The 22,880-nt window shown below is 55.2% G+C and carries 18 protein-coding genes; 10 read left to right on the forward strand and 8 right to left on the reverse strand.

Annotated elements, in window-relative coordinates; translation table 11 throughout:
* The 6 genes from ACZRJQ_RS02945 to ACZRJQ_RS02970 all read left to right on the forward strand — a co-directional run bounded on the left by ACZRJQ_RS02945 (nucleotide 1) and on the right by ACZRJQ_RS02970 (nucleotide 6,484).
* On the forward strand, nucleotides 1–948 hold the full coding sequence (locus tag ACZRJQ_RS02945; RefSeq protein WP_463976901.1) for a bifunctional OB-fold nucleic acid binding domain-containing protein/MaoC family dehydratase: 948 nt from the start codon (nucleotides 1–3) through the stop codon (nucleotides 946–948).
* 962 nt (nucleotides 949–1,910) lie between these two features.
* Nucleotides 1,911–2,801, forward strand: coding sequence for a VOC family protein (locus tag ACZRJQ_RS02950; RefSeq protein WP_463976902.1), 891 nt, complete (start codon nucleotides 1,911–1,913; stop codon nucleotides 2,799–2,801).
* A gap of 10 nt (nucleotides 2,802–2,811) precedes the next feature.
* Nucleotides 2,812–3,687, forward strand: coding sequence for a CoA transferase subunit A (locus ACZRJQ_RS02955; protein ID WP_463976903.1), 876 nt, complete (start codon nucleotides 2,812–2,814; stop codon nucleotides 3,685–3,687).
* An 11-nt stretch (nucleotides 3,688–3,698) separates the two neighbouring features.
* Complete coding sequence (locus ACZRJQ_RS02960) at nucleotides 3,699–4,496, forward strand: CoA-transferase subunit beta (RefSeq protein ID WP_463976904.1); 798 nt, start codon at nucleotides 3,699–3,701, stop codon at nucleotides 4,494–4,496.
* Nucleotides 4,497–4,511: 15 nt separating this feature from the next.
* Nucleotides 4,512–5,417 (forward strand): enoyl-CoA hydratase, encoded by a 906-nt coding sequence (locus ACZRJQ_RS02965; RefSeq protein WP_463976905.1) that lies wholly within the window; start codon nucleotides 4,512–4,514, stop codon nucleotides 5,415–5,417.
* Nucleotides 5,414–6,484 (forward strand): NAD(P)H-dependent flavin oxidoreductase, encoded by a 1,071-nt coding sequence (locus ACZRJQ_RS02970; RefSeq protein ID WP_463976906.1) that lies wholly within the window; start codon nucleotides 5,414–5,416, stop codon nucleotides 6,482–6,484. The genes ACZRJQ_RS02965 and ACZRJQ_RS02970 overlap by 4 nt, the downstream gene beginning before the upstream one ends.
* 78 nt (nucleotides 6,485–6,562) lie before the next feature.
* Here ACZRJQ_RS02970 and ACZRJQ_RS02975 read toward each other — a convergent pair whose 3' ends face one another.
* From ACZRJQ_RS02975 to ACZRJQ_RS02990, 4 genes are all read right to left on the reverse strand, one after another.
* A complete protein-coding gene (locus tag ACZRJQ_RS02975; protein ID WP_463976907.1) occupies nucleotides 6,563–7,330 on the reverse strand; it encodes an SDR family oxidoreductase in 768 nt (255 codons plus the stop codon).
* 24 nt (nucleotides 7,331–7,354) lie between these two features.
* Nucleotides 7,355–8,422: a phosphotransferase family protein gene (locus ACZRJQ_RS02980; protein ID WP_463976908.1), complete on the reverse strand. Its 1,068-nt coding sequence runs from the start codon at nucleotides 8,420–8,422 to the stop codon at nucleotides 7,355–7,357.
* Between the two features lie 189 nt (nucleotides 8,423–8,611).
* On the reverse strand, nucleotides 8,612–8,926 hold the full coding sequence (locus ACZRJQ_RS02985; protein ID WP_462023807.1) for an SCP2 sterol-binding domain-containing protein: 315 nt from the start codon (nucleotides 8,924–8,926) through the stop codon (nucleotides 8,612–8,614).
* A 55-nt stretch (nucleotides 8,927–8,981) separates the two neighbouring features.
* Nucleotides 8,982–9,692, reverse strand: coding sequence for a histidine phosphatase family protein (locus ACZRJQ_RS02990; RefSeq protein WP_463976909.1), 711 nt, complete (start codon nucleotides 9,690–9,692; stop codon nucleotides 8,982–8,984).
* A 207-nt stretch (nucleotides 9,693–9,899) separates the two neighbouring features.
* Here ACZRJQ_RS02990 and sohB point away from each other — a divergent pair, with 207 nt between their 5' ends.
* A complete protein-coding gene (sohB, locus tag ACZRJQ_RS02995; RefSeq protein WP_463976910.1) occupies nucleotides 9,900–10,922 on the forward strand; it encodes a protease SohB in 1,023 nt (340 codons plus the stop codon).
* A gap of 86 nt (nucleotides 10,923–11,008) precedes the next feature.
* Here sohB and ACZRJQ_RS03000 read toward each other — a convergent pair whose 3' ends face one another.
* Together ACZRJQ_RS03000 and ACZRJQ_RS03005 are read right to left on the reverse strand one after the other, a co-directional pair.
* On the reverse strand, nucleotides 11,009–11,503 hold the full coding sequence (locus ACZRJQ_RS03000; RefSeq protein ID WP_463976911.1) for a DUF934 domain-containing protein: 495 nt from the start codon (nucleotides 11,501–11,503) through the stop codon (nucleotides 11,009–11,011).
* Nucleotides 11,487–13,145: a nitrite/sulfite reductase gene (locus tag ACZRJQ_RS03005; RefSeq protein WP_463976912.1), complete on the reverse strand. Its 1,659-nt coding sequence runs from the start codon at nucleotides 13,143–13,145 to the stop codon at nucleotides 11,487–11,489. The genes ACZRJQ_RS03000 and ACZRJQ_RS03005 overlap by 17 nt, the downstream gene beginning before the upstream one ends.
* Nucleotides 13,146–14,019: 874 nt before the next feature.
* Between ACZRJQ_RS03005 and ACZRJQ_RS03010 the strand changes: the two genes are divergently transcribed.
* Both ACZRJQ_RS03010 and ACZRJQ_RS03015 read left to right on the forward strand, forming a co-directional pair.
* Nucleotides 14,020–14,871, forward strand: coding sequence for a hypothetical protein (locus ACZRJQ_RS03010; protein WP_463976913.1), 852 nt, complete (start codon nucleotides 14,020–14,022; stop codon nucleotides 14,869–14,871).
* A 361-nt stretch (nucleotides 14,872–15,232) separates the two neighbouring features.
* Entirely contained in the window at nucleotides 15,233–16,327 is a 1,095-nt protein-coding gene (locus ACZRJQ_RS03015; RefSeq protein ID WP_463976914.1) for an ABC transporter substrate-binding protein, read from the forward strand.
* Here the strand turns inward: ACZRJQ_RS03015 and ACZRJQ_RS03020 are convergent.
* Complete coding sequence (locus tag ACZRJQ_RS03020) at nucleotides 16,324–16,542, reverse strand: DUF2970 domain-containing protein (protein ID WP_463976915.1); 219 nt, start codon at nucleotides 16,540–16,542, stop codon at nucleotides 16,324–16,326. The two genes, ACZRJQ_RS03015 and ACZRJQ_RS03020, sit on opposite strands and share 4 nt — an antisense overlap.
* Before the next feature lie 157 nt (nucleotides 16,543–16,699).
* Nucleotides 16,700–20,410 carry a methionine synthase gene (metH, locus tag ACZRJQ_RS03025; RefSeq protein WP_463976916.1) on the reverse strand — a complete coding sequence of 1,237 codons (3,711 nt, stop codon included), beginning with the start codon at nucleotides 20,408–20,410 and terminating at the stop codon, nucleotides 16,700–16,702.
* 152 nt (nucleotides 20,411–20,562) lie between these two features.
* Between metH and ACZRJQ_RS03030 the strand changes: the two genes are divergently transcribed.
* Complete coding sequence (locus tag ACZRJQ_RS03030) at nucleotides 20,563–22,860, forward strand: fatty acid cis/trans isomerase (protein ID WP_463976917.1); 2,298 nt, start codon at nucleotides 20,563–20,565, stop codon at nucleotides 22,858–22,860.
* Nucleotides 22,861–22,880: the final 20 nt, after the last annotated feature.

A 22,880-nucleotide genomic window follows, 5' to 3' on the forward strand; every position in this document is an offset into this window, starting at 1 on the left:
ATGTCGAATAACAAACCAATGCCGATCCCGACCGAGATTTCTGCGCCGTTCTGGGAAGGTTTAAAAGCTGAACGCTTGCTGATTCAGCAGTGCAACCAATGCAGCCACTGGGTGTTCTACCCGCGTCGGCACTGTCCGGTCTGCTTGGCCCATGAACTGACCTGGCGTGAGGTGAGCGGTGGTGCGAGCTTGTACAGCTTTACCGTGACCCGGATCGCCACCTTGCCTGACTTCGCTGATGAAATGCCGCAGATACTGGCCGTGATCGAGCTGGACCAAGGCGTGCGCATTAACAGCAACTTGGTAGGGCTGGACGAGGCTGAGGTCAAAATCGGCATGCGTTTGCAGCCTGTATTTGCCGAGGTTGATGCCAAAGGCACGCGGTTGTTGCGCTTTACCGGGTTGGATAAAGACCCTAGCCAACTCAAAGGTCTACGCAGCACAGAGCAGCCGGTTGTAGAGCCAGTGGCTGATAAAGCGCCTGTGCGCCAAATAGCACTGGATGATGAGGCCACGTTGCAGACGCTTGTCAGCGAAACGTTCGGCCCGTGGAGTAATCAGATTGTGGTTGATCAGGGGCTGATTGATGCCTTCGCTCAACTGTCAGGTGATGACTACTGGATTCACACCGACCCTGAGCGTGCGCGTAAGCAAAGTCCGTTTGGCGGCACCATTGCTCATGGGGCGTTGGTTCAGATTCTGCAATCGAAATTGAAGCTGGATTTGGGGTATGAAATCACTGGGTTCAGCAACATGGTCAACTATGGTTCGGATCGGCTGCGTTTTCCGTCGCCGGTGCCTGCGGGTTCGACGATTCATGCGCGGGCACGGGTCAAGAAGGTGGAACGGGTTAAAAGTGGGACTCAATTGACGCTGGAGCTCAATACGCATGTGTTGGGTAATGAGCGGCCTTCGGTGATTAATGAGTTGGTGATTCTTTATATGTGAAAACCATTGCCTGTTATTTGGGTGGGGGGGTTGGAGTTGCCGCAGGCTGCGATCTTTTGATCTTTTGATCTTTTGATCTTTTGATCTTTTGATCTTTTGATCTTTTGATCTTTTAGGCCGGGGTGTATATCCGTTGGGGGCGCCACGGCGCTCTACGGGTTGCGCCCTTACGGCGCGTCACTTTTGCCAAACAGCCGCAAAAGTAACCAAAAAGGCCTTGCCCCAGCGTGCGGCTTTCGCTGCGCTCAAGTTCCCTCGCTACGGCCCCGCTCCGTGGGCACGCCGTGACGGGCCATCCTTGGCCCAACACGGCTCTCCCGGCTCCCTGCCGGGAGACCCACTGCGCAGAACCTACACTCGGCCTTCCGAAGGGGCCTGTAGATCAAAATCAAAAGCGAAAAAGCGAAAAAGCGAAAAACAGTTACAGGTTTTATCTAAAAAACCAACTGCTGCCCCCTAATAGTCCAGACGACTCAAAAGCCCCTTGCCAGCCGGCCGAATGTAATCGTTGCGCAGTGGGTAACCCGGCAGGAGCCGGGTTAGCGCTGTAGGGCATGGATGCCCGTACGGCGCGACCCATGGAGCGGCGATGGAATGAGGGAACCTTCGCGCAGCGAGGGCCAATGGAGGGGCAAGACTTTTTGGTTACTTTTGAGGCGTCTGTCAAAAGTGACGCGCCGTAAGGGCGCAACCCGTAGAGCGCCGTGGCGCCCCCAATGGATATGTACCCAAACCCAAACCCAAACCAAAACCATCCAAAGACCGCAGCCTACGGCAGCTCCCACGGGTTGATACGTTTATCAAACATGAGCTGGCGTAAGGGCTCCACCCGTACAGTGCCGCGATACATCAAATGGATATTGACACCGTCTGCCAGCCTTTAGTCTCAACGGACGATGAGCCCCCCAACCTTCCTTCCCATACTGCCCTCAGCCAATAAAAACAGGCATTGAGGAGCAGGCATGATCGACATTCGTGGTTTGAGCTACTTCGTTGCAGAGTCCGCCGACCCTGACCAGTGGCAGCGTTATGCCGAAGACGTTCTCGGGATGATGGTCACTGAAGCCCCCGGTGGTGGGTTGTACGTGAAGATGGACGAGCGCCCATTTCGGATGCTGATTGTGCCCGGCGGTGAGTCACGTTATTTGGCTTCCGGCTGGGAGTTGGCCAACGAAAGCGCCTTTAACGTGGCCATCAAAACCCTGGAGCAAGCAGACGTCAGCTGGCAACTCGGCAGCGCTGAGCAGTGTGATCAGCGGGGTGTGCAAGCGCTATTGCAGGTCACCGACCCTTCCGGTAATCACCACGAGCTGAGCTGGGGCCATCGTTCTGATTGCCAGCCGTTTGTGTCGCCGCAGGGGGTGCCGGGCTTTTTGACCGGGGACATGGGGTTGGGTCACACCGTGCTGCCTGCGCCCAATTTTGACGCCACGCTGGCGTTTGCCAAAGAGGTGCTGGGGTTTGAGTTGTCGGACATTTTTAACTTCCGGCCAAACCCGTCAGCACCGCCGGTTCGCATCCACTTTTTGCATTGCAAAAACAGCCGCCACCACAGTTTGGCTTTGGCCGAATACCCAGTGCCTTCGGGCTGTGTACACGTGATGGTTGAGGTTGAGTCGATGACGGAAGTGGGCCGTGCTCATGATCGACGAATCGCCCATAACGTGCCGCTGTCGGCCACTCTCGGCCAGCACCTGAATGACCGCATGACCTCGTTTTATATGAAAACCCCTTCAGGTTTTGATCTGGAGTACGGCTATGGCGGTCTGCTGGTGGACTGGAAAGACCACAGCGCATTTGAATTCACCCGGGTAAGCCTGTGGGGCCACGATTTTTCTGTGTCTGCGCAGTAAGGAGCATCACATGAACAAGCAAATGACAGCGGCGGACGTGGTCGGCCAATTGCGTGATGGCATGACCATCGGATTTGGTGGCTGGGGCCCACGGCGCAAGCCGATGGCGATTGTTCGCGAGATCCTGCGTTCGGACGTCAAGGACTTGACTGTGGTTGCTTACGGTGGCCCTGAAGTCGGCATGTTGTGTGCCGCGGGCAAGGTCAAAAAGCTGGTATTTGGTTTTGCCACGCTGGATGCGATTCCGCTGGAAGCTTACTTTCGCAAAGCCCGTGAGGCCGGTGAACTGGAGCTGATGGAGCTGGATGAAGGCATGCTGCAATGGGGGTTGCGTGCCGCGGGCATGCGTTTGCCGTTTTTGCCAACACGCTGCGGGTTGGCCACCGATGTCAGCCGTATGAGCCCAGACATCAAGCAGGTGCAGTCACCTTATGACGATGGTGAAGTGCTGCTGGCGATGCCCGCGCTGAATCTGGATATCGCTTTTTTGCATGTCAACGTGGCCGATCGACTGGGCAATACATTGGTGACTGGCGCCGACCCGTATTTTGATCACCTGTTTGCTCGTGCAGCCAAGCAGTGTTTTGTGTCGTGTGAGCGCATTGAAGAACGTTTGAGTCTGGAAGCGGCGCAAGCGCGCTTTAACACCTTCGAGCGTTATTTGGTGAGTGGCGTAGTACACGCGCCGTTTGGCGCCCACCCCACGTCGTGTCCGTCTGATTACGGCTGGGACATGAGCCATTTGAAGCGTTACAGCGCCAGTGCTGGGGAGGACGGCGGTTGGCAAGGCTATATGGCCGAGTTTGTGACGCCGGGCGAAAGCGCTTATCAGGCCAGCAATGGCGGTGTTGATCGGTTGAGCACTTTGCCTCTGCCTGTGTTTTAAGGAGTATGACCATGACTGCGACGTGTGAATTTACCTTGGCGGAACTGTTGATCGTGGCGGCGAGTGAAGCCTGGCGTGACAACGGTGAAGTGGTCGCTTCGGGGCTGGGCGTGATCCCGCGTCTGGGCGCGAGCCTGGCGAAGTTAAGCCATAGCCCGGAACTGTTGATGACCGACAGCGAGGCGTTTTTGGTTGAAGAACCGATTCCGCTTGGGCCTCGTGGTGACTTTGTGCCGCGTTATTCAGGGTACTTGTCGTTTGAGCGGGTATTTGAATGTGTATGGGGTGGTCGCCGCCACGCAATGATCGGCCCGACCCAGATCGACCGCTGGGGGCAGACCAACCTGTCGTGTATTGGCGATTATCAAAAACCTAAAGTGGCAATGCTGGGGGTGCGCGGCTTGCCGGGTAACAGCATCAATCACATCAACTCGTTTTTTGTGCCGGCCCATAACACCCGGGCGTTTGTCTCAGGCGAAGTGGACATGGTGTCTGGCGTGGGTTTTAAGGATGAGCGCTGGGAAGAGGGCATGCGCCGCGATTTGATGGACATTCGTCTGATCGTTACCGATTTGTGCGTGATGGACTTTGGTGGCCCGGGCCGGGCTGTTCAAGTGCGCTCGTTGCACCCGGGAGTGAGCTTTGAAGACGTTCAGGCACAAACGGGCTTCCCCTTGCTTAAGGCTGCTGATCTCAAGCAAACCGTGGCTCCTACGCTGGAGCAACTGGCAATGATTCGCAGGCTTGATCCTCATGACTACCGCGCCGCTGCGCTTAAGGGCAATCCGCCTGGTATTCGCCAGGCCTGAGGCCAAGGAGTCAGCATGAGCAGTGACAATGAATTTGTGCAGCGGGCTGATGGCGCTGTGTATGAGACCGAAGAGCCGGTGCTGTATACCGTGGCAGATGGCATTGCCACGCTGACGCTTAACCGGCCTACGGTGAACAACGCGCAGAACTCGCAGATGACCTATGCGTTGGACGAAGGGTTTCGCCGGGCGGTTAATGACGACGCGGTGAAAGTCATTGTGCTGCGGGGCAATGGCAAACACTTTTCAGCCGGGCATGACATTGGCACGCCGGGGCGCGACATCAATAAGTCGTTTGACCGCGCGCACCTGTGGTGGGACCACACCAATAAGCCAGGGGGTGAATATTTGTATGCCCGCGAGCAAGAGGTGTATCTGGGCATGTGTCGGCGCTGGCGTGAACTGCCCAAACCGACCATCGCAATGGTGCAGGGTGCGTGCATTGCCGGCGGGTTGATGCTGGCGTGGGTGTGCGATCTGATTGTGGCCAGTGACGATGCGTTCTTTCAGGACCCTGTGGTGCGCATGGGGATTCCGGGGGTGGAGTATTTTGCTCACCCGTATGAGCTGAACCCACGAATTGCCAAAGAGTTTTTGTTTACCGGCGACCGCATGAACGCCGAGCGCGCCTATCAAATGGGCATGGTCAATCGTCTGTTCAAGCGCGATGAACTGGAAGCCGGCACGTATGCCTTGGCCGCAGCAATTGCTAAACAGCCACGCATGGGGCTGGCGCTGACCAAGCAGGCGATTAATCACGTTGAGGATTTGCAGGGCAAGCGTTCAGCGATGGATGCCGCTTTTGCCTGGCATCACTTTGCTCACAGCCATAACGAGCTGTTGTCAGGTGACAAGCTGGGCGGCTTTGATGCCAAGGCTATGGCGCAGGCTAATAAAGCCGCTGCGGGAGAGCGCGGATGAGTGTTTATCTGCAAACCGCACTGACCCAAGCCTTGGGTTGCCGTTACCCCATCGTGCAAACGGCAATGGGCTGGGTGGCTGACGCCAATCTGGTGATTGCCAGCACTCGGGCTGGAGCCTTTGGCTTTTTGGCTGGCGCGACCATTGGGGCGCAAGAGCTGGAAGGTGAAATTCAGCGGGTAATTGCGGCCACAGGTGGCAGCAACTTCGGCCTGAACTTTCATATGTTTCAGGAGAACGCCGCGCAGTGCGTCGACTTGGCGATTGAATACCGCTTGCGTGCTGTCAGTTATGGGCGCGGGCCAGATCGTCAGACCATTGAGCGATTTAAAAAAGCCGGGGTGCTGTGTATTCCGACCGTGGGCGCGGTCAAGCACGCGATCAAGGCGATTGAGTTGGGCGCCGACATGATCACCGTGCAGGGCGGCGAGGGTGGAGGGCACACCGGCGGTGTGCCGAGCACCATTTTGTTGCCCCAAGTATTGGATGCGGTGCAAGTGCCGGTGCTGGCTGCCGGAGGGTATTCAACCGGGCGCGGTTTGGCAGGCGCATTGGCGACGGGCGCTGCGGGCATTGCGATGGGCACGCGGTTTTTGATGACCCAGGAGTCACCCACTCCGCTGGCGACGCTTGAGCGTTACGTTAAGGTCGCGGACCCGCAAAAAATTCGCGTGACTACGGCGGTCGACGGGATGCGCCACCGAATGATCGAAAACGTGTTTATCAATCGTCTGGAAAAGGCCAGTGCGTTTGGCCGTTTGCGCATTGCATTGGGCAGCGCATGGCAGTGGAAGCAACACACTGGCATGAGTTTGGGCCACATGCTCAGTGTGTTTGCACAATCAGTGAAGGAAGACCCGGGCGCGTTGTCCCAAACCGTGATGGCGGCCAATCAGCCAGTGCTGTTGCAGCGCTCGATGGTGGACGGTGTACCGGATGAAGGCATCTTGCCCTGTGGGCAAGTGGCCGCTGCAATTGCTGAGCTTAAAAGTTGTGAGCAGTTGATTACCGAGATCGTGCAAGAGGCAGAGCGTTGCTTGGTAGCCGTCGGTGCTCGGCCTTTGTAGCTCTGGGTTTCGCTTTCGAGAGCACGCTCGCGCCTACACGTCTTGCATGGCTGTAGGCACGCGCTTGCTCACGATCATTTATGAGAGAAAGCCGCCGTCCACGTTCAGTGACACGCCAGTGGTGTAACTGGATGCGTCGCTGGCCAAATACAGCACGGCCCCGGCCATTTCGCTGGGCGCAGCCACACGCTTGAGCGGGATGTGTTGCAAGGCAGCATTCAGGATGGTGTCGTTTTTGACCAGTGCCGAGGCAAACTTGGTGTCAGTCAGGCCGGGTAGCAAGGCATTGCAACGAATGCCGAACTGCGCGCATTCCTTGGCAAACACCTTGGTCATATTGATCACCGCGGCCTTGGTCATCGAGTAAACGCCTTGGTACTCGCCCGGCGACACGCCATTGATCGAGGCCACGTTGATGATGCTGCCGCCGCCGTGGGCACGCATCAACTTGCCTGCTTCAACGGACATAAAGAAATACCCGCGAATGTTAACGTCGACGGTTTTCTGGAAGGCACTGAGGTCGGTGTCCAGTACGTTGCAAAACTGCGGGTTAGTGGCGGCGTTGTTGACCAAAATATCGAGGTGGCCAAAGTCTTCTCGGATGCGTGCAAACACTTGAGTGATTTGCGTCATTTCGCCGATATGACAGGCAATGGCTGTGGCTTTACCGCCCGCAGCGATGATTGCGTCGGCCACTGGCTGGCAGCCGTCCAGCTTGCGGCTAGAGACAATGACATGTGCGCCCTGTTGGGCCAGTAACTTGGCGATGGCTTCACCGATGCCGCGACTGGCGCCGGAAACGAAAGCGAGTTTGCCATCGAGGTCGAACAGTTGAGTCTTGGACATGCTGATTCCTTCGTGATCGCGAATTTAGAGGCTGGACTGCTCAATGACCTTGAGACTCATCTGCTCAAGCAGCCCATTCATTTGCACGAACTGGGCGAAGCGTTTGTCCTGCGTCTGGCCGTGGTAGTAGCGGTAGTAAATTTGCTGAACGATGCCCGCCAGGCGGAACAGCCCGTAGGTGTAATAAAAGTCGTAATTGTCGATCTCAATCCCCGAGCGTTCGGCGTAGTAATCAACGAACTGGCGGCGGGTCAACATGCCGGGCGCATTGCTCGGCTGGCGGCGCATCAGTTGTACGGGAGCGGGGTCATCGGCTTCAATCCAGTAGGCGAGCGTGTTGCCCAAGTCCATTAACGGATCGCCAAGGGTCGTCAGCTCCCAATCCAGCACGCCGATGATCTGCATCGGGTTATTGGCGTCCAGAATCACGTTGTCGAAGCGATAGTCGTTATGCACGATGCCGGGTGTCGGGTGATCGGCCGGCATGTTGGCTTTGAGCCACGCTTTGACGGCCTCCCAGCGAGGGGCATCCGGGGTCAGGGCCTTTTCGTAACGTTCGCACCAACCGCTGATTTGGCGCTGCACATAGCCTTCAGGCTTGCCCAGCTCGCCTAAACCACACGCGGTGTAATCGACCTGATGCAGCTCGACCATTTTGTCGATAAAGCTGTGGCACAGTCGGCGCGTGTCCTGTGGCGTCATGCTGAGCTCGGCCGGCAGGTCTGAGCGCAAGATAATCCCCTTGACCCGCTCCATTACATAGAACTCAGCGCCAATCAACGTTGGATCGGTGCAATGGGCATAGGCTTTTGGGCAATAGGGAAAAGCGTCCTTGAGCTGATTGAGAATGCGGAACTCACGCCCCATGTCGTGGGCTGATTTGGCTTTTTGACCAAAGGGCGGTCGACGCAACACCAGTTCATGGCCCGGGTATTCAATCAAGTAAGTCAGGTTGGAGGCGCCACCCGGAAATTGGCTGATCAGGGGGTGGCCCGTCAGCCCTGGAATGTGGGCCTTGAGGTAGGAATCAATCAGGCTGACGTCAAGTTCTTCGCCAGAACGGATGTGAGTGGACGAGTCGGTAAGGGCCATGTCTATCTCTTCTGCTTATTTTTGAGGCCTGACAACATTCGCTAATCTAATGAGCCGTCTTGCAGCCCACAAGCCCTATAGGCAGGGGTGTTAGTGGTTAATCAGTGTCCTTGATAGCGGTTGAGTGAAACTCAGACCAAAAAAAACCGAAGCGGCGTGGGCTTCGGTTTTTTGGGTGATGCGTGTGGCTTAAGCCGGGAACAGTTCGCTCAGCTTCATGGCCAACATCATGTCGCCTTCAGCGCGCAGTTTGCCGCCCATGAATGCTTGCATGCCGTCGGTCTCGCCGCTGACGATGCCTTCCAGTGTTTCGCCATCCATTACCAGTGTTACTTGAGCGTCCGGGTTCTCGCCTTCTTTGAGCTCGCAGGTGCTGTCTTTAACGATCAGGGAGAAGTTCTTGGTGTCATCAATGCGAAAACCGAAGACCAGATCCAGGCCCGCAGCAGCGGCTGGGTTGAATTTAGCTTTCATTGCTTGAACGGCATCAGCTACAGAAGTCATGGTTCGATCCTTTTATGGTGGGTGACTACAGCTCGCAGGCTGCGGTTGCCATCGTTCATCGGTAAGTGATGAGTGATGGCGTCTTTAACAGTTGCAAATGCACATGACTGTTAAAGGAAGCCAGGGTGACCTCGCGACCGTGAAACTTGAGTTGGTTGAGCGAGGTGTTAGCAATGTGCCAAGTCAGCTTGAAGGCATCGTTGGCCGGAATTTGGGTCAGTATGTGGAGCAGGGCAGTGATGGTACCGCCGGATGTGAACACGACGATATTTTGCGAGTGGCTGGCAGCGTCGAGTATACGGTTTAAGCCGCCTTGCACACGCTCGACAAAGCTTAGCCAGCTTTCCAGCTCAGGTGTGTCATAGGTGCCGCTGAGCCAGCGGGCGATGACCCGCTCAAAGATGCGCTGGAACTCCTGTGGGTTCGCAGCCACATTACTTAAGGTGGTTAGCGCTTCGGGCTCATCAGGCAGCAAACCTGGCACCAGAGCACTCAGAACGGCGAACGCATCGAATTCGTTGAAGGCAGCGTCTGTTTCGAGTGTGGGAGCCGCCAGGCCAGCAGCACTGAATTGGCTCATGGCATGGCGCGCGGTGTCTTGTTGACGCAGCAAGTCGCCAGCAATGCAGCGGTCGAATGACAGGCCCAGATCAACAAGGTGCTGACCAACTACTTGCGCCTGACGCTCACCCAGTGGCGACAACACGTCGTAGTTGTCGGCCCCAAAGGAAGCTTGGCCATGTCGAATCAAATAGATGCTGCCCACGTCTGCGTCATCCAGCCACGTTGAAAGTCTGGCGAGGTTAGGAGGATGCCGGGAACCTGTCAATGAAAAAACATACGCTTGTTTGAATTGCCCGTAAGTGCTTGCTGCAAGGTGTTTCACGGCTGGTCGCGAGTAGATCACGCCGGTATGCTGACGGGCATTACGCGGCCCTGACCCAAGGGCTGCACAGGCATTTGAGGAGAGGCTGTGGAATTTTTTGCCGATTACGCCAGTTTTTTGGCTAAAACCGTCACGTTGGTGATTGCCATTATGGTGGTGCTGGTCACGATTGCGGCCTTGCGTGGCAAGGGGCGTCGCCGCTCTGCCGGGCAGTTGCAGGTCACCAAAATGAACGAGTTTTATAAGGGCCTGCGTGAAAAGCTTGAGCAGTCACTGCTGTCCAAGGATCAGTTCAAGGCACTGCGTAAGCAGCAAGGCAAAACGGATAAAAAGCTCAAAAAGCAACCTGAAGATAAGCCTCGGGTGTTTGTGCTGGATTTTGACGGCGATATCAAAGCCTCGGCCACCGAGAGCTTGCGTCATGAGATTACTGCCTTGCTGACGCTGGCCACCCCCACTGATGAAGTGGTTTTACGCCTTGAAAGCGGCGGCGGCATGGTTCACAGCTATGGCTTGGCATCGTCACAACTGGCGCGCATTCGTCAGGCGGGCATTCCGCTGACCATCTGCATCGACAAGGTGGCGGCCAGCGGGGGTTACATGATGGCGTGCATTGGGCAGAAGATTATCAGCGCGCCGTTCGCAATTTTGGGTTCCATTGGTGTCGTGGCCCAACTGCCGAACGTTAACCGTCTGCTTAAAAAACATGACATTGACTACGAAGTGCTAACGGCAGGCGAATACAAGCGAACCCTGACTGTGTTTGGTGAAAACACTGAAAAAGGCCGTGAGAAGTTTCAGCAGGACTTGGACATCACTCACCAGTTATTCAAAAACTTTGTGGCTAAATATCGCCCGCAACTGGCGATTGATGAGGTGGCCACAGGTGAGGTTTGGCTGGGTGTGGCGGCAGTCGAAAAGCAACTGGTCGACGAGCTGCAAACCAGTGATGAGTATTTGTCGGAACGGGCCAAGCAAGCACAGCTGTATCACTTGCACTACGCCCAGCGTAAAAGCTTGCAGGAACGCGTGGGTTTGGCTGCCAGTACCTCGGCAGAGCGCGTGGTAGATTCGTTGTGGAGCCGTTTGACCCAACAGCGTTTCTGGTGACACAAACAAAACTGGCGCTTATCAAAGCGCCAGTAAACACGCCCACAAAGGAGCCGCGCAGTGTATTGCACGGCTCCTTTGTCGTTTTAGCGGCGACGGAACAACGGTTGTGGTTGGTCCGACGAAGCCTGATAGGTAACGCTGAAGTCTTTCAGGCTTTGCAGCGCTTCATACGGGTCTTTGTCGGCCCGGATGGCAAACGCATCAAAGCCGCAACGATGAAGGTAAAACAACTGGTCGCGCAGCACATCGCCAATGGCCCGCAGCTCGCCCTTGTAACCATAGCGGTCACGTAACAGGCGAGCATTGGAGTAGCTACGACCATCGGTGAAAGCCGGGAAGTTCAAGGCAATCACCTGAAAGTGTTCCACGTCCGGGCCAATTTCTTCGGCCTCTTCATCGCTGTCCAGCCATACGCCCAAGCCACCATCACGGGCCTTGAGCGCGTGACCGTGCTCGCGCCACAACACCAATGGAACGATCAGGTCGTCGCAGTTGGAAATACCATCGAAGCTCGCGTCCTTGGGCAGCAAGTGCCAGGTTTCGTCGATGACCTCGTTGTTTTTAATGATTCGCTGCATAGACGCGCTCCTTGAAAGGGTCGATGCCGATACGTTGGTAGGTGTCGATGAAACGCTCATCTTCAGTGCGTTTTTCGATGTACACGTCGATCAGCTTCTCAATCACATTCGGCATGTCGTCCTGAGCAAACGATGGCCCCAGGATTTTGCCAAGGCTGGCGTCACGGCTGGCGCTGCCGCCCAAGGAAACCTGATAGAACTCGGCCCCTTTCTTGTCAACGCCCAGAATCCCGATGTGACCGACGTGGTGGTGACCACAGGCGTTCATGCAGCCGGAGATGTTCAGGTCCAGCTCGCCAATATCAAACAGGTAGTCCAGATCATCAAAGCGACGCTGGATCGATTCGGCAATCGGGATCGACTTGGCGTTGGCCAGCGAGCAGAAGTCGCCGCCAGGGCAGCAGATCATGTCGGTTAGCAAGCCAATGTTAGGGGTGGCGAAGCCTTGCTCGCGCAACTCGCCCCACATGGTGAACAGCTGGCTTTCTTCAACGTCCGCCAAAATGATGTTTTGCTCGTGGGAGGTTCGCAGTTGGCCGAAGCTGTAGCGATCTGCCATGTCGGCAATGCCATCCCACTGTTTATCCGTCACGTCGCCGGGCGCAACGCCTGTGGGCTTAAGCGACAGGGTGACTGCAACGTAGCCAGGCTTTTTGTGAGCCAAGGTGTTGCGCGAGCGCCAACGGGCAAAACCCGGGTGCTGCTGGTCGAGCTCGGCCAATTGGGCGCCGAAGTCGGGTAGGGCTTTGTAATCGGGGTCAACGAAATGCTTGGCAATGCGCTCAACTTCAGCTTCGGTCAGCGTGGTTGAACCGCCGCGCAGGTGAACCATTTCGGCTTCTACGCGTTCTGCAAAGACTTCTGGCGTAAGCGCTTTGACCAGAATTTTGATCCGCGCCTTGTACTTGTTGTCACGACGGCCATAGCGGTTGTAAACCCGCAGGATGGCTTCGAGATAACTGAGCAAGTCTTGCCACGGCAAGAACTCGTTGATGAATGCGCCAATGACAGGCGTACGGCCCAAGCCGCCCCCTACCAATACACGGAAGCCCAACTCGCCCGCATCGTTGAACACGGGCTCCAGGCCAATGTCATGCACTTCGATGGCCGCGCGGTCAGAGGCAGAGCCGTTGATCGCGATTTTGAACTTGCGCGGCAGGTAAGCGAACTCAGGGTGAAAGGTCGTCCATTGACGAACGATTTCACACCACGGACGCGAGTCGGTGACCTCATCGGCGGCAACACCGGCAAACTGGTCGGTTGTCACGTTGCGCAAGCAGTTGCCGCTGGTCTGGATGGCGTGCATTTGCACGGTGGCCAGCTCTTCAAGAATGTCCGGCACGTCTTCGAGTGCGGGCCAGTTGAATTGCACGTTCTGCCGGGTACTGATGTGGGCGTAGCCCTTGTCATAGTCGCGGGCGATCTTGGCCATCATGCGCGCTTGGCGCGAAGTCAACTGGCCATAAGGCACCGCCACCCGCAACATCGGGGCAAAACGTTGAACATAAAGGCCATTTTGCAGGCGCAGGGGGCGGAACTCTTCTTCGCTCAGCTCACCTGCCAGATAGCGTCGGGTCTGATCTCGGAACTGCTTGACGCGGTCCTCGATGATCCGCTGATCGTACTCGTCATATACGTACATATAGGTCCTGTTCTCAGGCTGCTAACAGCTTATCTGCGCGCACGGCCGCGCACTCCCCACGGAGCGAGGCACCATACCAGTTTGCTGTTATGCGCAAAAGTGATGTTTAAGCATATGCAAAGAACCAAAACGACTATAAGAGGTTGATTCTCAATACCTTACTTGTGAGAAGGGCATTGCTCGACTTAACTGTGAAGAAGTCTTGAAGCATTCACCCATAAAACCGAAAAGAGGCGATGCGATGAGTACTCCTGTCAAGGCACGTAAAAACGATAGCAAGGTCGACGCTTGGGCCATTTTTTTTCTGATTGTGCTGGTGGTTTCAGCGGCTGTTTTCTGGGTTAGCCACCAGTAAGCTCGGCGCAACATCACGGGTGGTGCTTGTACTAATCCGTGGCTGGTGAATTGATCAGAAAAAGCCTTGTTCACCAGTGATGAGAAAATCCGTCATCAGCCGTAAGAGCACACGGCTTTAATGTGTGCGTTGCCCTCCATCACCATCACATCCACGATGTGCGCGTAGGTGCGGTCAGCTTCTTTAAGCTGGGCGGCCCTATGGGCGCGTAAGAACTAGTGTGCATTCATCAGAAAAATTTGGAACGGTCCAAGAGAATTTAAGGGGCCGTGCTCATCTCTTTAATGGCGTTTGAATATCGGTAATTTAGCTGCCCGCATACACATAGTATAAGAAGACGTTGTTTTGAATATGTAGATGGATTTAGTGTCGTCGGCTTAAAGTCTATTCAAGGTTTTGATTTTCATACGATGAAAATCATGAATTGTCTACTGTGACTTCTGATAGTAGACAGCAGGAAGGTAGGTTTGGATACTTGGTTTGGGATGTAAGCAAAATCACGCTGTCTGGAGGTGTTGCATGGCTAATGAAATTTTAGTGTATGGGGATAAAGTCAAGATAGAGTGCGTTTCAAGAGACTCTTGTCTTCTTGGATATACTGATAGCCCTTACGCATCGTGTAACATTGTGTCGGGTAAGTTTGATAATAATAATACTGCGCCTCAACTGTTTTGGATAATTGAGCCTTCTGCTGAGAATGTCGCTGTATTACCAGGCATGGAAGTATTGAGTGGTCAGAGAATATTACTAAGAAATGCTTTCGGGGCTTCAGGGGAAGATGTGAAAATTGCCGGCCACCTAGCCGTCGGTAATATAAATCCTGTTTCGGATCGATATGAAATAGTTGCAGTTGTGAACGATCAACTCACAAGCAATAGAGAGTGGTTGATTGTAGGGGGTGAAGAGCCCTTACCATTAGAGGGTTCAAGCCAAGGCCAGAATCAAAGCCAAGGCCAGAATCAAAGCCAAGGCCAGAATCAAAGCCAAGGCCAGAATCAAAGCCAAGGCCAGAATCAAAGCCAAAGCCAGAATCAGAATCAAAGCCAAAGCCAAGGCCAAGGCCAGAATCAGAACCAAAGCCAAAGCCAAAGCCAAAGCCAAAGCCAAAGCCAAAGTCAAAGTCAAAATCAAAATCAAGCTCCAAACGAAGGGCCAAGCGTGAGCCCGCACCCAATACGCTCTGGCGCCGAAGTAAAATTATTCAACACCTTTGATAAGGACGATGGGTATTTGGAGCAGTTTCCTGGGGCTTTTAAAAGCGCGCCAGGTTCCGATGACGTGTATTTGGGCGTATTGGGCATCAATGTAGATTTTGAGCAGGGTCTTGATGGACATGAGAGGGAAACTTCTTGGCGGCTTGTTAAAATATAGCGGACACGTGGTTGGATAGTTGTGCGGATATAGTGTTTAGGTGTTGTTGGTGAGAAGCATGGCAGGAGTAGCATGCTTCTCATTTGGCTTCATTTGCGTAAAAAATGAGTACCAAGTTCTTGAGTGTTGAGGGGGTTAATGCTCTCCCTTCTTGAATTAAGATATTTTTGAAAGTGCGCAATATATATCGCGCTAGACGATAGCGCGACCTTGGGTCATGCAATTTGTTAGCTCTATTTTTTTGAACTACTTCCCAAGAGTGGGCTTCAGATCATCCTGTTGACGAGAAAGGTTATTCTTCGAGCATGAGATGGTATTGTTCGGGCTGTTTAGCACATCCATTGCCAAGGTTAGGGTCGCCATGCTTGTTAACGTCATCTGCAGCAGTGCGTTGATACTGTGTCTTTTATGTTCGGCAATGGCTCAGGCAGCCTCCGTCGTGTTTCTTAACCCTGGCAATGCGAAAGAAACCTTTTGGCTGACCTATTCGCAGTTCATGCAGGCAGCTGCCAGTGAATTAGGTTTGCAGCTAGACATCCAATACGCCGAGCGCTCGGCGCAAACAGCGATCCATCAGGCACGTGAAGCCTTGCAGGGCGCTAATCGTCCTGACTATCTGGTTTTCGTCAATGAACAATACATAGCACCGCAAATTCTGCGCCTGTCTCAAGGCAGCGGGGTGAAGCTGTTTATGGTCAATAACGCCCTGACCCCCGAGCAAACCAAGCTCGTTCAGCCCATAGAGGCAAACTACCCCGGCTGGATTGGCAGCATGGTTGCCAATGATGAAGAGGCTGGCTACTTGATGCTCAACGAGTTGATTCGCCAGTACGGCCCATTGGTCGCAGGGCAAAAGGTGGATCTGCTTGCGTTTTCGGGTGTGAAGAATACGCCTGCTGCGCAATTGCGCGAAAAGGGGCTGCGCAGAGCTTTGGCAGAGCACCCTGAGGTGCGTTTGCGACAAGTGGTTTATGGCGAGTGGAACCAGCAGCGCGCTTATGAACAAGCAGCCTTGCTGTTTAAGCGCTATCCCGAAACGGCGATGGTCTGGTGCGCCAATGACGAAATGGCCTTCGGTGCCATGCGCGCAGCAGAAGAGGCGGGGCGCATCCCCGGCCGCGATCTCTTGTTCAGTGCTGTAAACAGTTCGATACCTGCGTTGGAGGCTAGGGTGAGCGGTCGATTGAGTGCCTTGGTCGCTGGGCACTTTACGGTTGGGGGTTGGGCGATGGTGTTGCTCAGTGATGATGCCAAGGGCGTCGACACTTCACGATTCGGTGGCAGAGATCGGCAGTTACCCTTGTTGCAACTGCTTAATATCAAGCAGGCACAGCAGTTATTGGCGGTCACTCGCAGTGGCACTTATAAGCTGGACTTTTCGCGGTACTCGGCTCAGGGCAAACCTGATACTTACCGCTATCCCTTCAGTTTGAAACCTGTCCTTAAAGCGCCTTAAAGGCCTGCTAGATGCAAAATCAACTTGACGATGCCGAACAGGGTTAATGCGAAAACGGCGGTAAATAACAGGCCAATGAACAGGAACTGGCTGGGCTTGCCGTGGGTGAAATCACGGGCTCGGTTTTTGGCGCTTTGCACCCCAAAAGCGGCAGCCATGACGCTGTGCAGCACCTGCCAGAAGGTAGGTGGTTTGTTGTTGGCTGGATCGTCCATACATCCCTCCACGCGTGTAGCGTTTGGGTCAGCATAGTCCAGTAATTGAGCAGCTGCCGTCGGCGGCGATCTGTAGATCCTATAGATCGCCGCCTTCGTGCCCGGGCAGCACCTGCGGGCCACACCCTGCGTGGGATTTGGTGCAGGTTGCGATTATTTAGTTGTCATACCCCAGGTTCGGCGCCAGCCAACGCTCGGTCACGCTTAGGTCCTGACCTTTGCGTGCGGTGTAGCTGTCGATCTGGTCCTTGTCGACCTTGCCCACTGCAAAGTACTGGGCTTGCGGGTGGGCAAAGTACCAGCCGCTGACGGCTGCGGCAGGGAACATGGCGTAATGCTCGGTCAAGAACACGCCGCTTTTGCCTGCGCGCATCTCTTCAGCCTCAGGGTCCAGCAATTTGAACAGCGTGGCCTTCTCGGTGTGATCGGGGCAAGCCGGGTAGCCGGGAGCAGGGCGGATGCCGCTGTATTGCTCTTTGATCAAGTCTTCATTGGCCAGTTGCTCGTCCTGAGCATAACCCCAGTAGTGGGTACGTACCTGCTGGTGCAACCACTCGGCACAGGCTTCAGCCAAACGGTCGGCCAGTGCTTTGACCATGATGGAGTTGTAGTCATCCCCCGCATCTTGATACGCCTTGGCCACTTCTTCGGCGCCGATCCCTGCGGTGGTGATAAAGCCTCCCACGTAGTCGGTTACGCCGCTGTCTTTTGGTGCAACAAAGTCGGCCAGCGAGAAGTTTGGCTTGCCGTCGGTCTTGATGATCTGCTGGCGCAAGTGATGCAACGTGGCCAATGGTTGACCATCGTCACCATATAGCTCCAGATCGTCGTCATTGACCTGATTGGCAGGCCAGAAACCAAACACGGCACGGGCGCTGATCAGTTTTTCGTCGATCAATTTGTTGAGCATCTCTTGTGCGTCCGCATACAGCGCAGTCGCGGCTTCTCCGACAACTTCATCAGTCAGGATGCGCGGAAACTTACCGGCCAGATCCCACGAGATAAAAAACGGCGTCCAGTCGATGTATTGCGCCAGTACCTTGAGGTCGATGTTATCCAGCACTTTGGCGCCCGTGAAGGTCGGCTTGACGGGCTGGTAGCTGGCCCAGTCGAACTGCGGCTTTTTAGCCACGGCAGCCGGGTAGCTCAATCGTTCAGTGCGGGCGCTGCGGTTGGCAGTGCGCTCGCGAACTTCGATGTAGTCCAGGCGGGTTTTTTCGACAAAGCCTGGCTTGAGCTCTTTGGACAACAATTGCGTGGCCACGCCCACAGCACGGGAGGCGTCGGTCACGTAGATCACGGCATCGTTTTGATACTTGGGCTCAATCTTGACGGCTGTGTGCGCCTTGGACGTGGTCGCGCCACCAATCATCAGCGGCAGGTGAAAGTCTTGACGCTGCATTTCGCGTGCAACGTGAACCATTTCATCGAGCGACGGCGTAATCAGGCCGGAAAGGCCGATGATGTCGCACTTTTGCTCTTTGGCCACCTGAAGGATTTTTTCAGCAGGGACCATCACGCCCAAGTCAACAATGTCGTAGCCGTTACAGCCCAGTACCACGCCCACGATGTTCTTGCCAATGTCGTGTACGTCGCCTTTAACCGTGGCCATCAGGATCTTGCCTTTGGCCTCGGGTTTGTCGCCTTTTTCCAGTTCGATGAAGGGGATCAAGTGCGCCACCGCCTGCTTCATCACGCGGGCAGACTTGACCACCTGCGGCAGGAACATTTTGCCGGCACCAAACAAGTCGCCGACGATGTTCATGCCTGACATCAGTGGGCCTTCGATCACCTCAATCGGGCGCTTGAAGGATTGGCGTGATTCTTCGGTGTCTTCAACGATATGGGTGGTGATGCCTTTGACCAGTGCGTGCTCAAGACGCTTGTTCACATCCCAGCCACGCCACTCTTCGGTTTCGGCTTCTTTGACGCTGCCATCGCCTTTGTACTTGTCGGCAATTGCCAGCAAGTTGTCAGTGCCGTGAGGCGTACGGTTGAGTACTACGTCTTCTACCGCGTCGCGCAGCTCGGTTGGGATCTGGTCGTAGATCTCCAACTGGCCAGCGTTCACGATACCCATCGTCAGGCCGTTGCGAATCGCATACAGCAAGAACACGGAGTGAATCGCCTCGCGCACCGGGTTGTTGCCCCGGAACGAGAACGATACGTTGGACACGCCGCCCGACGTCAGAGCATAAGGCAGCTCATCGCGGATGTAGGCGCACGCATTGATAAAGTCCACAGCGTAGTTGTTGTGCTCTTCAATGCCGGTAGCGACGGCGAAAATGTTCGGGTCAAAGATGATGTCTTCCGGGGGGAAGCCCACTTCGTTAACCAAAATATCGTAGGAGCGTTTGCAGATTTCTTTTTTGCGCGCCTCGGTGTCAGCCTGACCGGCTTCGTCGAACGCCATTACCACGACGGCCGCGCCATAACGCTTGCACAGTTTGGCGTGATGGATGAACTGCTCTACGCCTTCTTTCATGCTGATCGAGTTGACGATGCCCTTGCCTTGAATGCACTTAAGGCCGGCTTCGATCACTTCCCATTTGGAGGAGTCGATCATGATGGGCACGCGAGAGATATCAGGCTCACCGGCAATCAGATTGAGGAAGGTCACCATCGCCTTCTTCGAATCCAGCATGCCCTCGTCCATGTTGATGTCGATGATCTGGGCGCCGGCTTCCACTTGTTGCAAGGCCACTTCCAGCGCTTCGGTGTAGTTGTCTTCGCGGATCAAGCGGGCAAAACGGGCGGAACCGGTGATGTTGGTCCGCTCGCCGACGTTTACGAACAGCGAGTTGCGGTCGATGGTGAAAGGCTCAAGCCCTGAGAGGCGGCAGGCCTTGGGAATATCGGGGATTTGGCGCGGAGCGTAACCGGCCACCGCTTTGGCAATGGCTTCGATGTGACCCGGCGTGGTACCGCAGCAACCACCCACAATGTTCAAGAAACCGCTTTGGGCGAACTCTTCAATGACCTTGGCCGTCTGCGCGGGCAGTTCGTCGTACTCACCGAACTCGTTTGGCAGGCCGGCGTTGGGGTGGGCCGAGACGTAAGTGCTGGCTTTGTTTGACAACTCTTCGAGGTAGGGGCGCAACTCGCTGGCACCCAGTGCACAGTTCAAACCTACTGAAATCGGTTTGGCGTGGCTGATGGAGTTCCAGAAGGCTTCGGTGGTCTGGCCAGACAATGTGCGGCCGGACGCATCGGTGATGGTGCCGGAAATCATGATCGGCAGCTCAATGTGAAGCGCTTCAAACACGCCCTGCACTGCAAAAATCGCTGCTTTGGCGTTCAAGGTGTCGAAGATTGTTTCAATCAAAATCAGATCCGCGCCCCCTTCGATCAAGCCTTTGGTGGCCTCGGTGTAGTTTTCCACCAGTTCATCAAAGGTCACGTTGCGGTAGCCGGGATTGTTTACGTCCGGGGACAGCGAGCAGGTGCGGCTGGTCGGGCCGAGTACGCCAGCAACGAACCGGGGCTTGTCCGGCGTTTCTAGGGTTTTGGCGTCGGCAACCTTGCGAGCCAGACGTGCGCCTTCTACGTTTAGCTCGTAGGCCAGTGCCTGCATGCCGTAATCGGCCTGAGACACTTGGGTGGCGTTAAAGGTGTTGGTTTCGAGAATATCGGCACCGGCATCCAGATACGCCTTTTCAATCGCGCCAATCACATCGGGGCGCGTAAGGATCAAAAGGTCGTTATTACCTTTTACGTCGCTCGGCCAATCGGCAAAGCGTGTGCCACGATAGTCGTGTTCCTCTAGACGGTAGCTTTGGATCATAGTGCCCATGCCGCCATCGAGAATCAGAATGCGCTCTTTGAGGGCTTGCTGAAGTGCTTTGAGACGAGCGCTGCGGTCAGACATAGGACTACCTGTTAGAGCCATGCAAAAGATGGCAAATCATAACAAACCTGCGTGGGATTTGAGCACTTGCCGATTTACATGAATTTCGCTCATGTTGATACGAGTGCTGCACGGGTAGAATCGCGACATTTCTAATATCAGGACAATGGCACATGTTTTTTCGCCTCCTTTCCGGCGCCGTGATGCTGGTGGTGTGCAGTACTGCGCTGGGCCAAGTACCCCTTGCCAGCCCGGCTATTTCTTATACCCGTGACATTCAGCCGATCCTCACTGAAAAATGCGTGGCTTGCCATGCGTGTAACGATGCCGCCTGCCAGCTAAATTTGGGCAGCGCAGAAGGGGCAACCCGTGGCGCGACCAAGGTGCCGGTTTACCAAGGTGACCGCACCACAGCCGTGCCGCCCACGCGTATTTTCTATGACGCCCAAGGGCCACAAGCGTGGCAGCGCAAAGGGTTTTATTCGGTGCTGGATGCCCAGGGCGCACAAGCAGCACTGATGGCGCGAATGCTCGAATTGGGGCACAGCACGCCGCTCACACCCAATGCCAAGTTACCTCAAGAGATCGTACTGGGCCTGAACCGGGAAAATACCTGCCCAGCGCCGGGCGAATTCAATGCTTATGCGCAAAGTCATCCCAAAGAAGGCATGCCTTTGGCCGTTACCGGTCTCACGGACAAGCAGTACATGACAGTTCAGGCCTGGCTAGCTCAAGGCGCGCCGGTTGACCAGCATGCAATCAAACCGAGCGACATTGAGGCTGCGCAGATTGATGAGTGGGAAGCTCTGCTCAATCGTCCGGGCTCAACAGAAGCACTGGTTGCGCGCTGGTTATACGAGCATTTGTTTTTGGCCCATGCCTATTTTGATAACGGTGTACCCGGGCATTTCTTCCAGTGGGTGCGTTCGCGTACACCCAGCGGTCAACCGATTGATCTGATCGCCACGCGCCGTCCCAATGACGACCCTGGCACTGGGTTTTACTACCGCTTGATGCCCGTGCAAGGCGTGATTGTGCACAAAACCCACATCACTTACCCGATGGGCGCACGTAAGCTGGCGCGAGTTAAACAGCTGTTTTACAGCGGTGATTGGCATGCGGCCAAGCTGCCCGGTTATGGGCCACGGGGGCGGGCTAACCCGTTTGAAACTTTTGAAGCTATCCCGGCTGTCGCGCGCTACCAATTCATGCTCGATAACGCCGAGTACTTTGTGCGCACCTTTATTCGAGGCCCGGTTTGCCGAGGGCAAATTGCGACGGACGTGATCCGCGATAATTTCTGGGCGGTGTTCCAGGAGCCTGCGCGCGATCGTTATGTCGTTGATGCCGCTTATCGAGGTGAAGCCACGCCGCTGCTGGCGATGCCGGGGCAAATTGATGATGTGGGCAGCATCATTACCCTTTGGCATTCGTACCGCGACAAACGTAATGACTATGAGCAATTGCGTCAGCAAGCCTATGCCGAAATGCCACCGCCGAGCTGGTCGACCCTGTGGGCGGGCAATGACAACGCGTTGCTGACCATCTTCCGGCACTTTGACAGTGCCAGCGTGACCAAAGGGTTGATCGGCGATGTGCCGCAAACGCTGTGGCTGTTCGACTATCCGTTGCTTGAGCGCACGTACTATCAGTTGGCGGTTAACTTCGATGTATTCGGTAATGTGTCGCATCAAGCGCAAACCCGTTTGTATTTCGATTTGATCCGTAATGGCGCCGAGGTTAACTTTTTGCGTTTGATGCCTGCCAATTCACGGGCGAGCATTCTCAGCGATTGGTATCAAAACAGCGGCAAGCTGAAGATGTGGATGGACTACCAGAAAATCGACACTGACACCCCGACCGGCATGAAGCTTGACCTGTCGGACCCTAAGCGGGACTTCGCACTCAAGCTGATTGAGCGCACTGGCACCCTGAATGCGCGGCCTGATCCGATAAATCGCTGCACCGGCGCTTATTGTTCGCGACCTAATGTGGCTCAGGCGTTTCAGTACGCCGAACAGTCGCTCAGTCGTTTAACTTCACGCCCGGCGGCGGGGCTGGCAGTGATTAATCAACTGCCTGAAGCAACCATGCTGCGCATCGAGGATGCCAACGGTAAGCGCGAGGTTTACAGCTTGTTGCGCAACCGCGCGCACACCAACGTGGCCTTCATGCTGGGTGAGGAATATCGCCTGCAACCTGGCCTGGATACGTTGACTCTGTATCCAGGAGTGCTCAGCAGCTACCCCAATTTTATGTTCAATATTGCGGCGGGCGAGGTGGAGGCTTTTGTCGAGGCGATGGAGCAATGCAAGGACCAAGAGGCTTTTGACGCCATCGTTGAGCGTTGGGGGATACGCCGAAGCCACCCGCAGTTTTGGCAGTACTTTCACGACTTGGGCGAGTACATCAACGAGACTGACCCGGTTGAGGCTGGGGTGCTGGATATGAACCGCTACGAGAACCTGTAGTCGGCCCGATTGTTTTACTG

The organism is Pseudomonas sp. E315 (assembly GCF_055406205.1).

Bases quoted from the DNA above. Each gene is read 5' to 3' on its own strand.
- ACZRJQ_RS03015 (WP_463976914.1), top strand. From the start codon at position 15,233: ATGCTTGTTAACGTCATCTGCAGCAGTGCGTTGATACTGTGTCTTTTA.
- ACZRJQ_RS02960 (WP_463976904.1), top strand. From the start codon at position 3,699: ATGACTGCGACGTGTGAATTTACCTTGGCGGAACTGTTGATCGTGGCG.
- ACZRJQ_RS03020 (WP_463976915.1), bottom strand. From the start codon at position 16,542: ATGGACGATCCAGCCAACAACAAACCACCTACCTTCTGGCAGGTGCTG.
- ACZRJQ_RS02945 (WP_463976901.1), top strand. From the start codon at position 1: ATGTCGAATAACAAACCAATGCCGATCCCGACCGAGATTTCTGCGCCG.
- ACZRJQ_RS02950 (WP_463976902.1), top strand. From the start codon at position 1,911: ATGATCGACATTCGTGGTTTGAGCTACTTCGTTGCAGAGTCCGCCGAC.
- ACZRJQ_RS02965 (WP_463976905.1), top strand. From the start codon at position 4,512: ATGAGCAGTGACAATGAATTTGTGCAGCGGGCTGATGGCGCTGTGTAT.
- ACZRJQ_RS03005 (WP_463976912.1), bottom strand. From the start codon at position 13,145: ATGTACGTATATGACGAGTACGATCAGCGGATCATCGAGGACCGCGTC.
- ACZRJQ_RS02955 (WP_463976903.1), top strand. From the start codon at position 2,812: ATGAACAAGCAAATGACAGCGGCGGACGTGGTCGGCCAATTGCGTGAT.
- ACZRJQ_RS02970 (WP_463976906.1), top strand. From the start codon at position 5,414: ATGAGTGTTTATCTGCAAACCGCACTGACCCAAGCCTTGGGTTGCCGT.
- ACZRJQ_RS02980 (WP_463976908.1), bottom strand. From the start codon at position 8,422: ATGGCCCTTACCGACTCGTCCACTCACATCCGTTCTGGCGAAGAACTT.
- ACZRJQ_RS02985 (WP_462023807.1), bottom strand. From the start codon at position 8,926: ATGACTTCTGTAGCTGATGCCGTTCAAGCAATGAAAGCTAAATTCAAC.
- ACZRJQ_RS03030 (WP_463976917.1), top strand. From the start codon at position 20,563: ATGTTTTTTCGCCTCCTTTCCGGCGCCGTGATGCTGGTGGTGTGCAGT.
- ACZRJQ_RS02975 (WP_463976907.1), bottom strand. From the start codon at position 7,330: ATGTCCAAGACTCAACTGTTCGACCTCGATGGCAAACTCGCTTTCGTT.
- ACZRJQ_RS03010 (WP_463976913.1), top strand. From the start codon at position 14,020: ATGGCTAATGAAATTTTAGTGTATGGGGATAAAGTCAAGATAGAGTGC.
- ACZRJQ_RS03000 (WP_463976911.1), bottom strand. From the start codon at position 11,503: ATGCAGCGAATCATTAAAAACAACGAGGTCATCGACGAAACCTGGCAC.
- metH (WP_463976916.1), bottom strand. From the start codon at position 20,410: ATGTCTGACCGCAGCGCTCGTCTCAAAGCACTTCAGCAAGCCCTCAAA.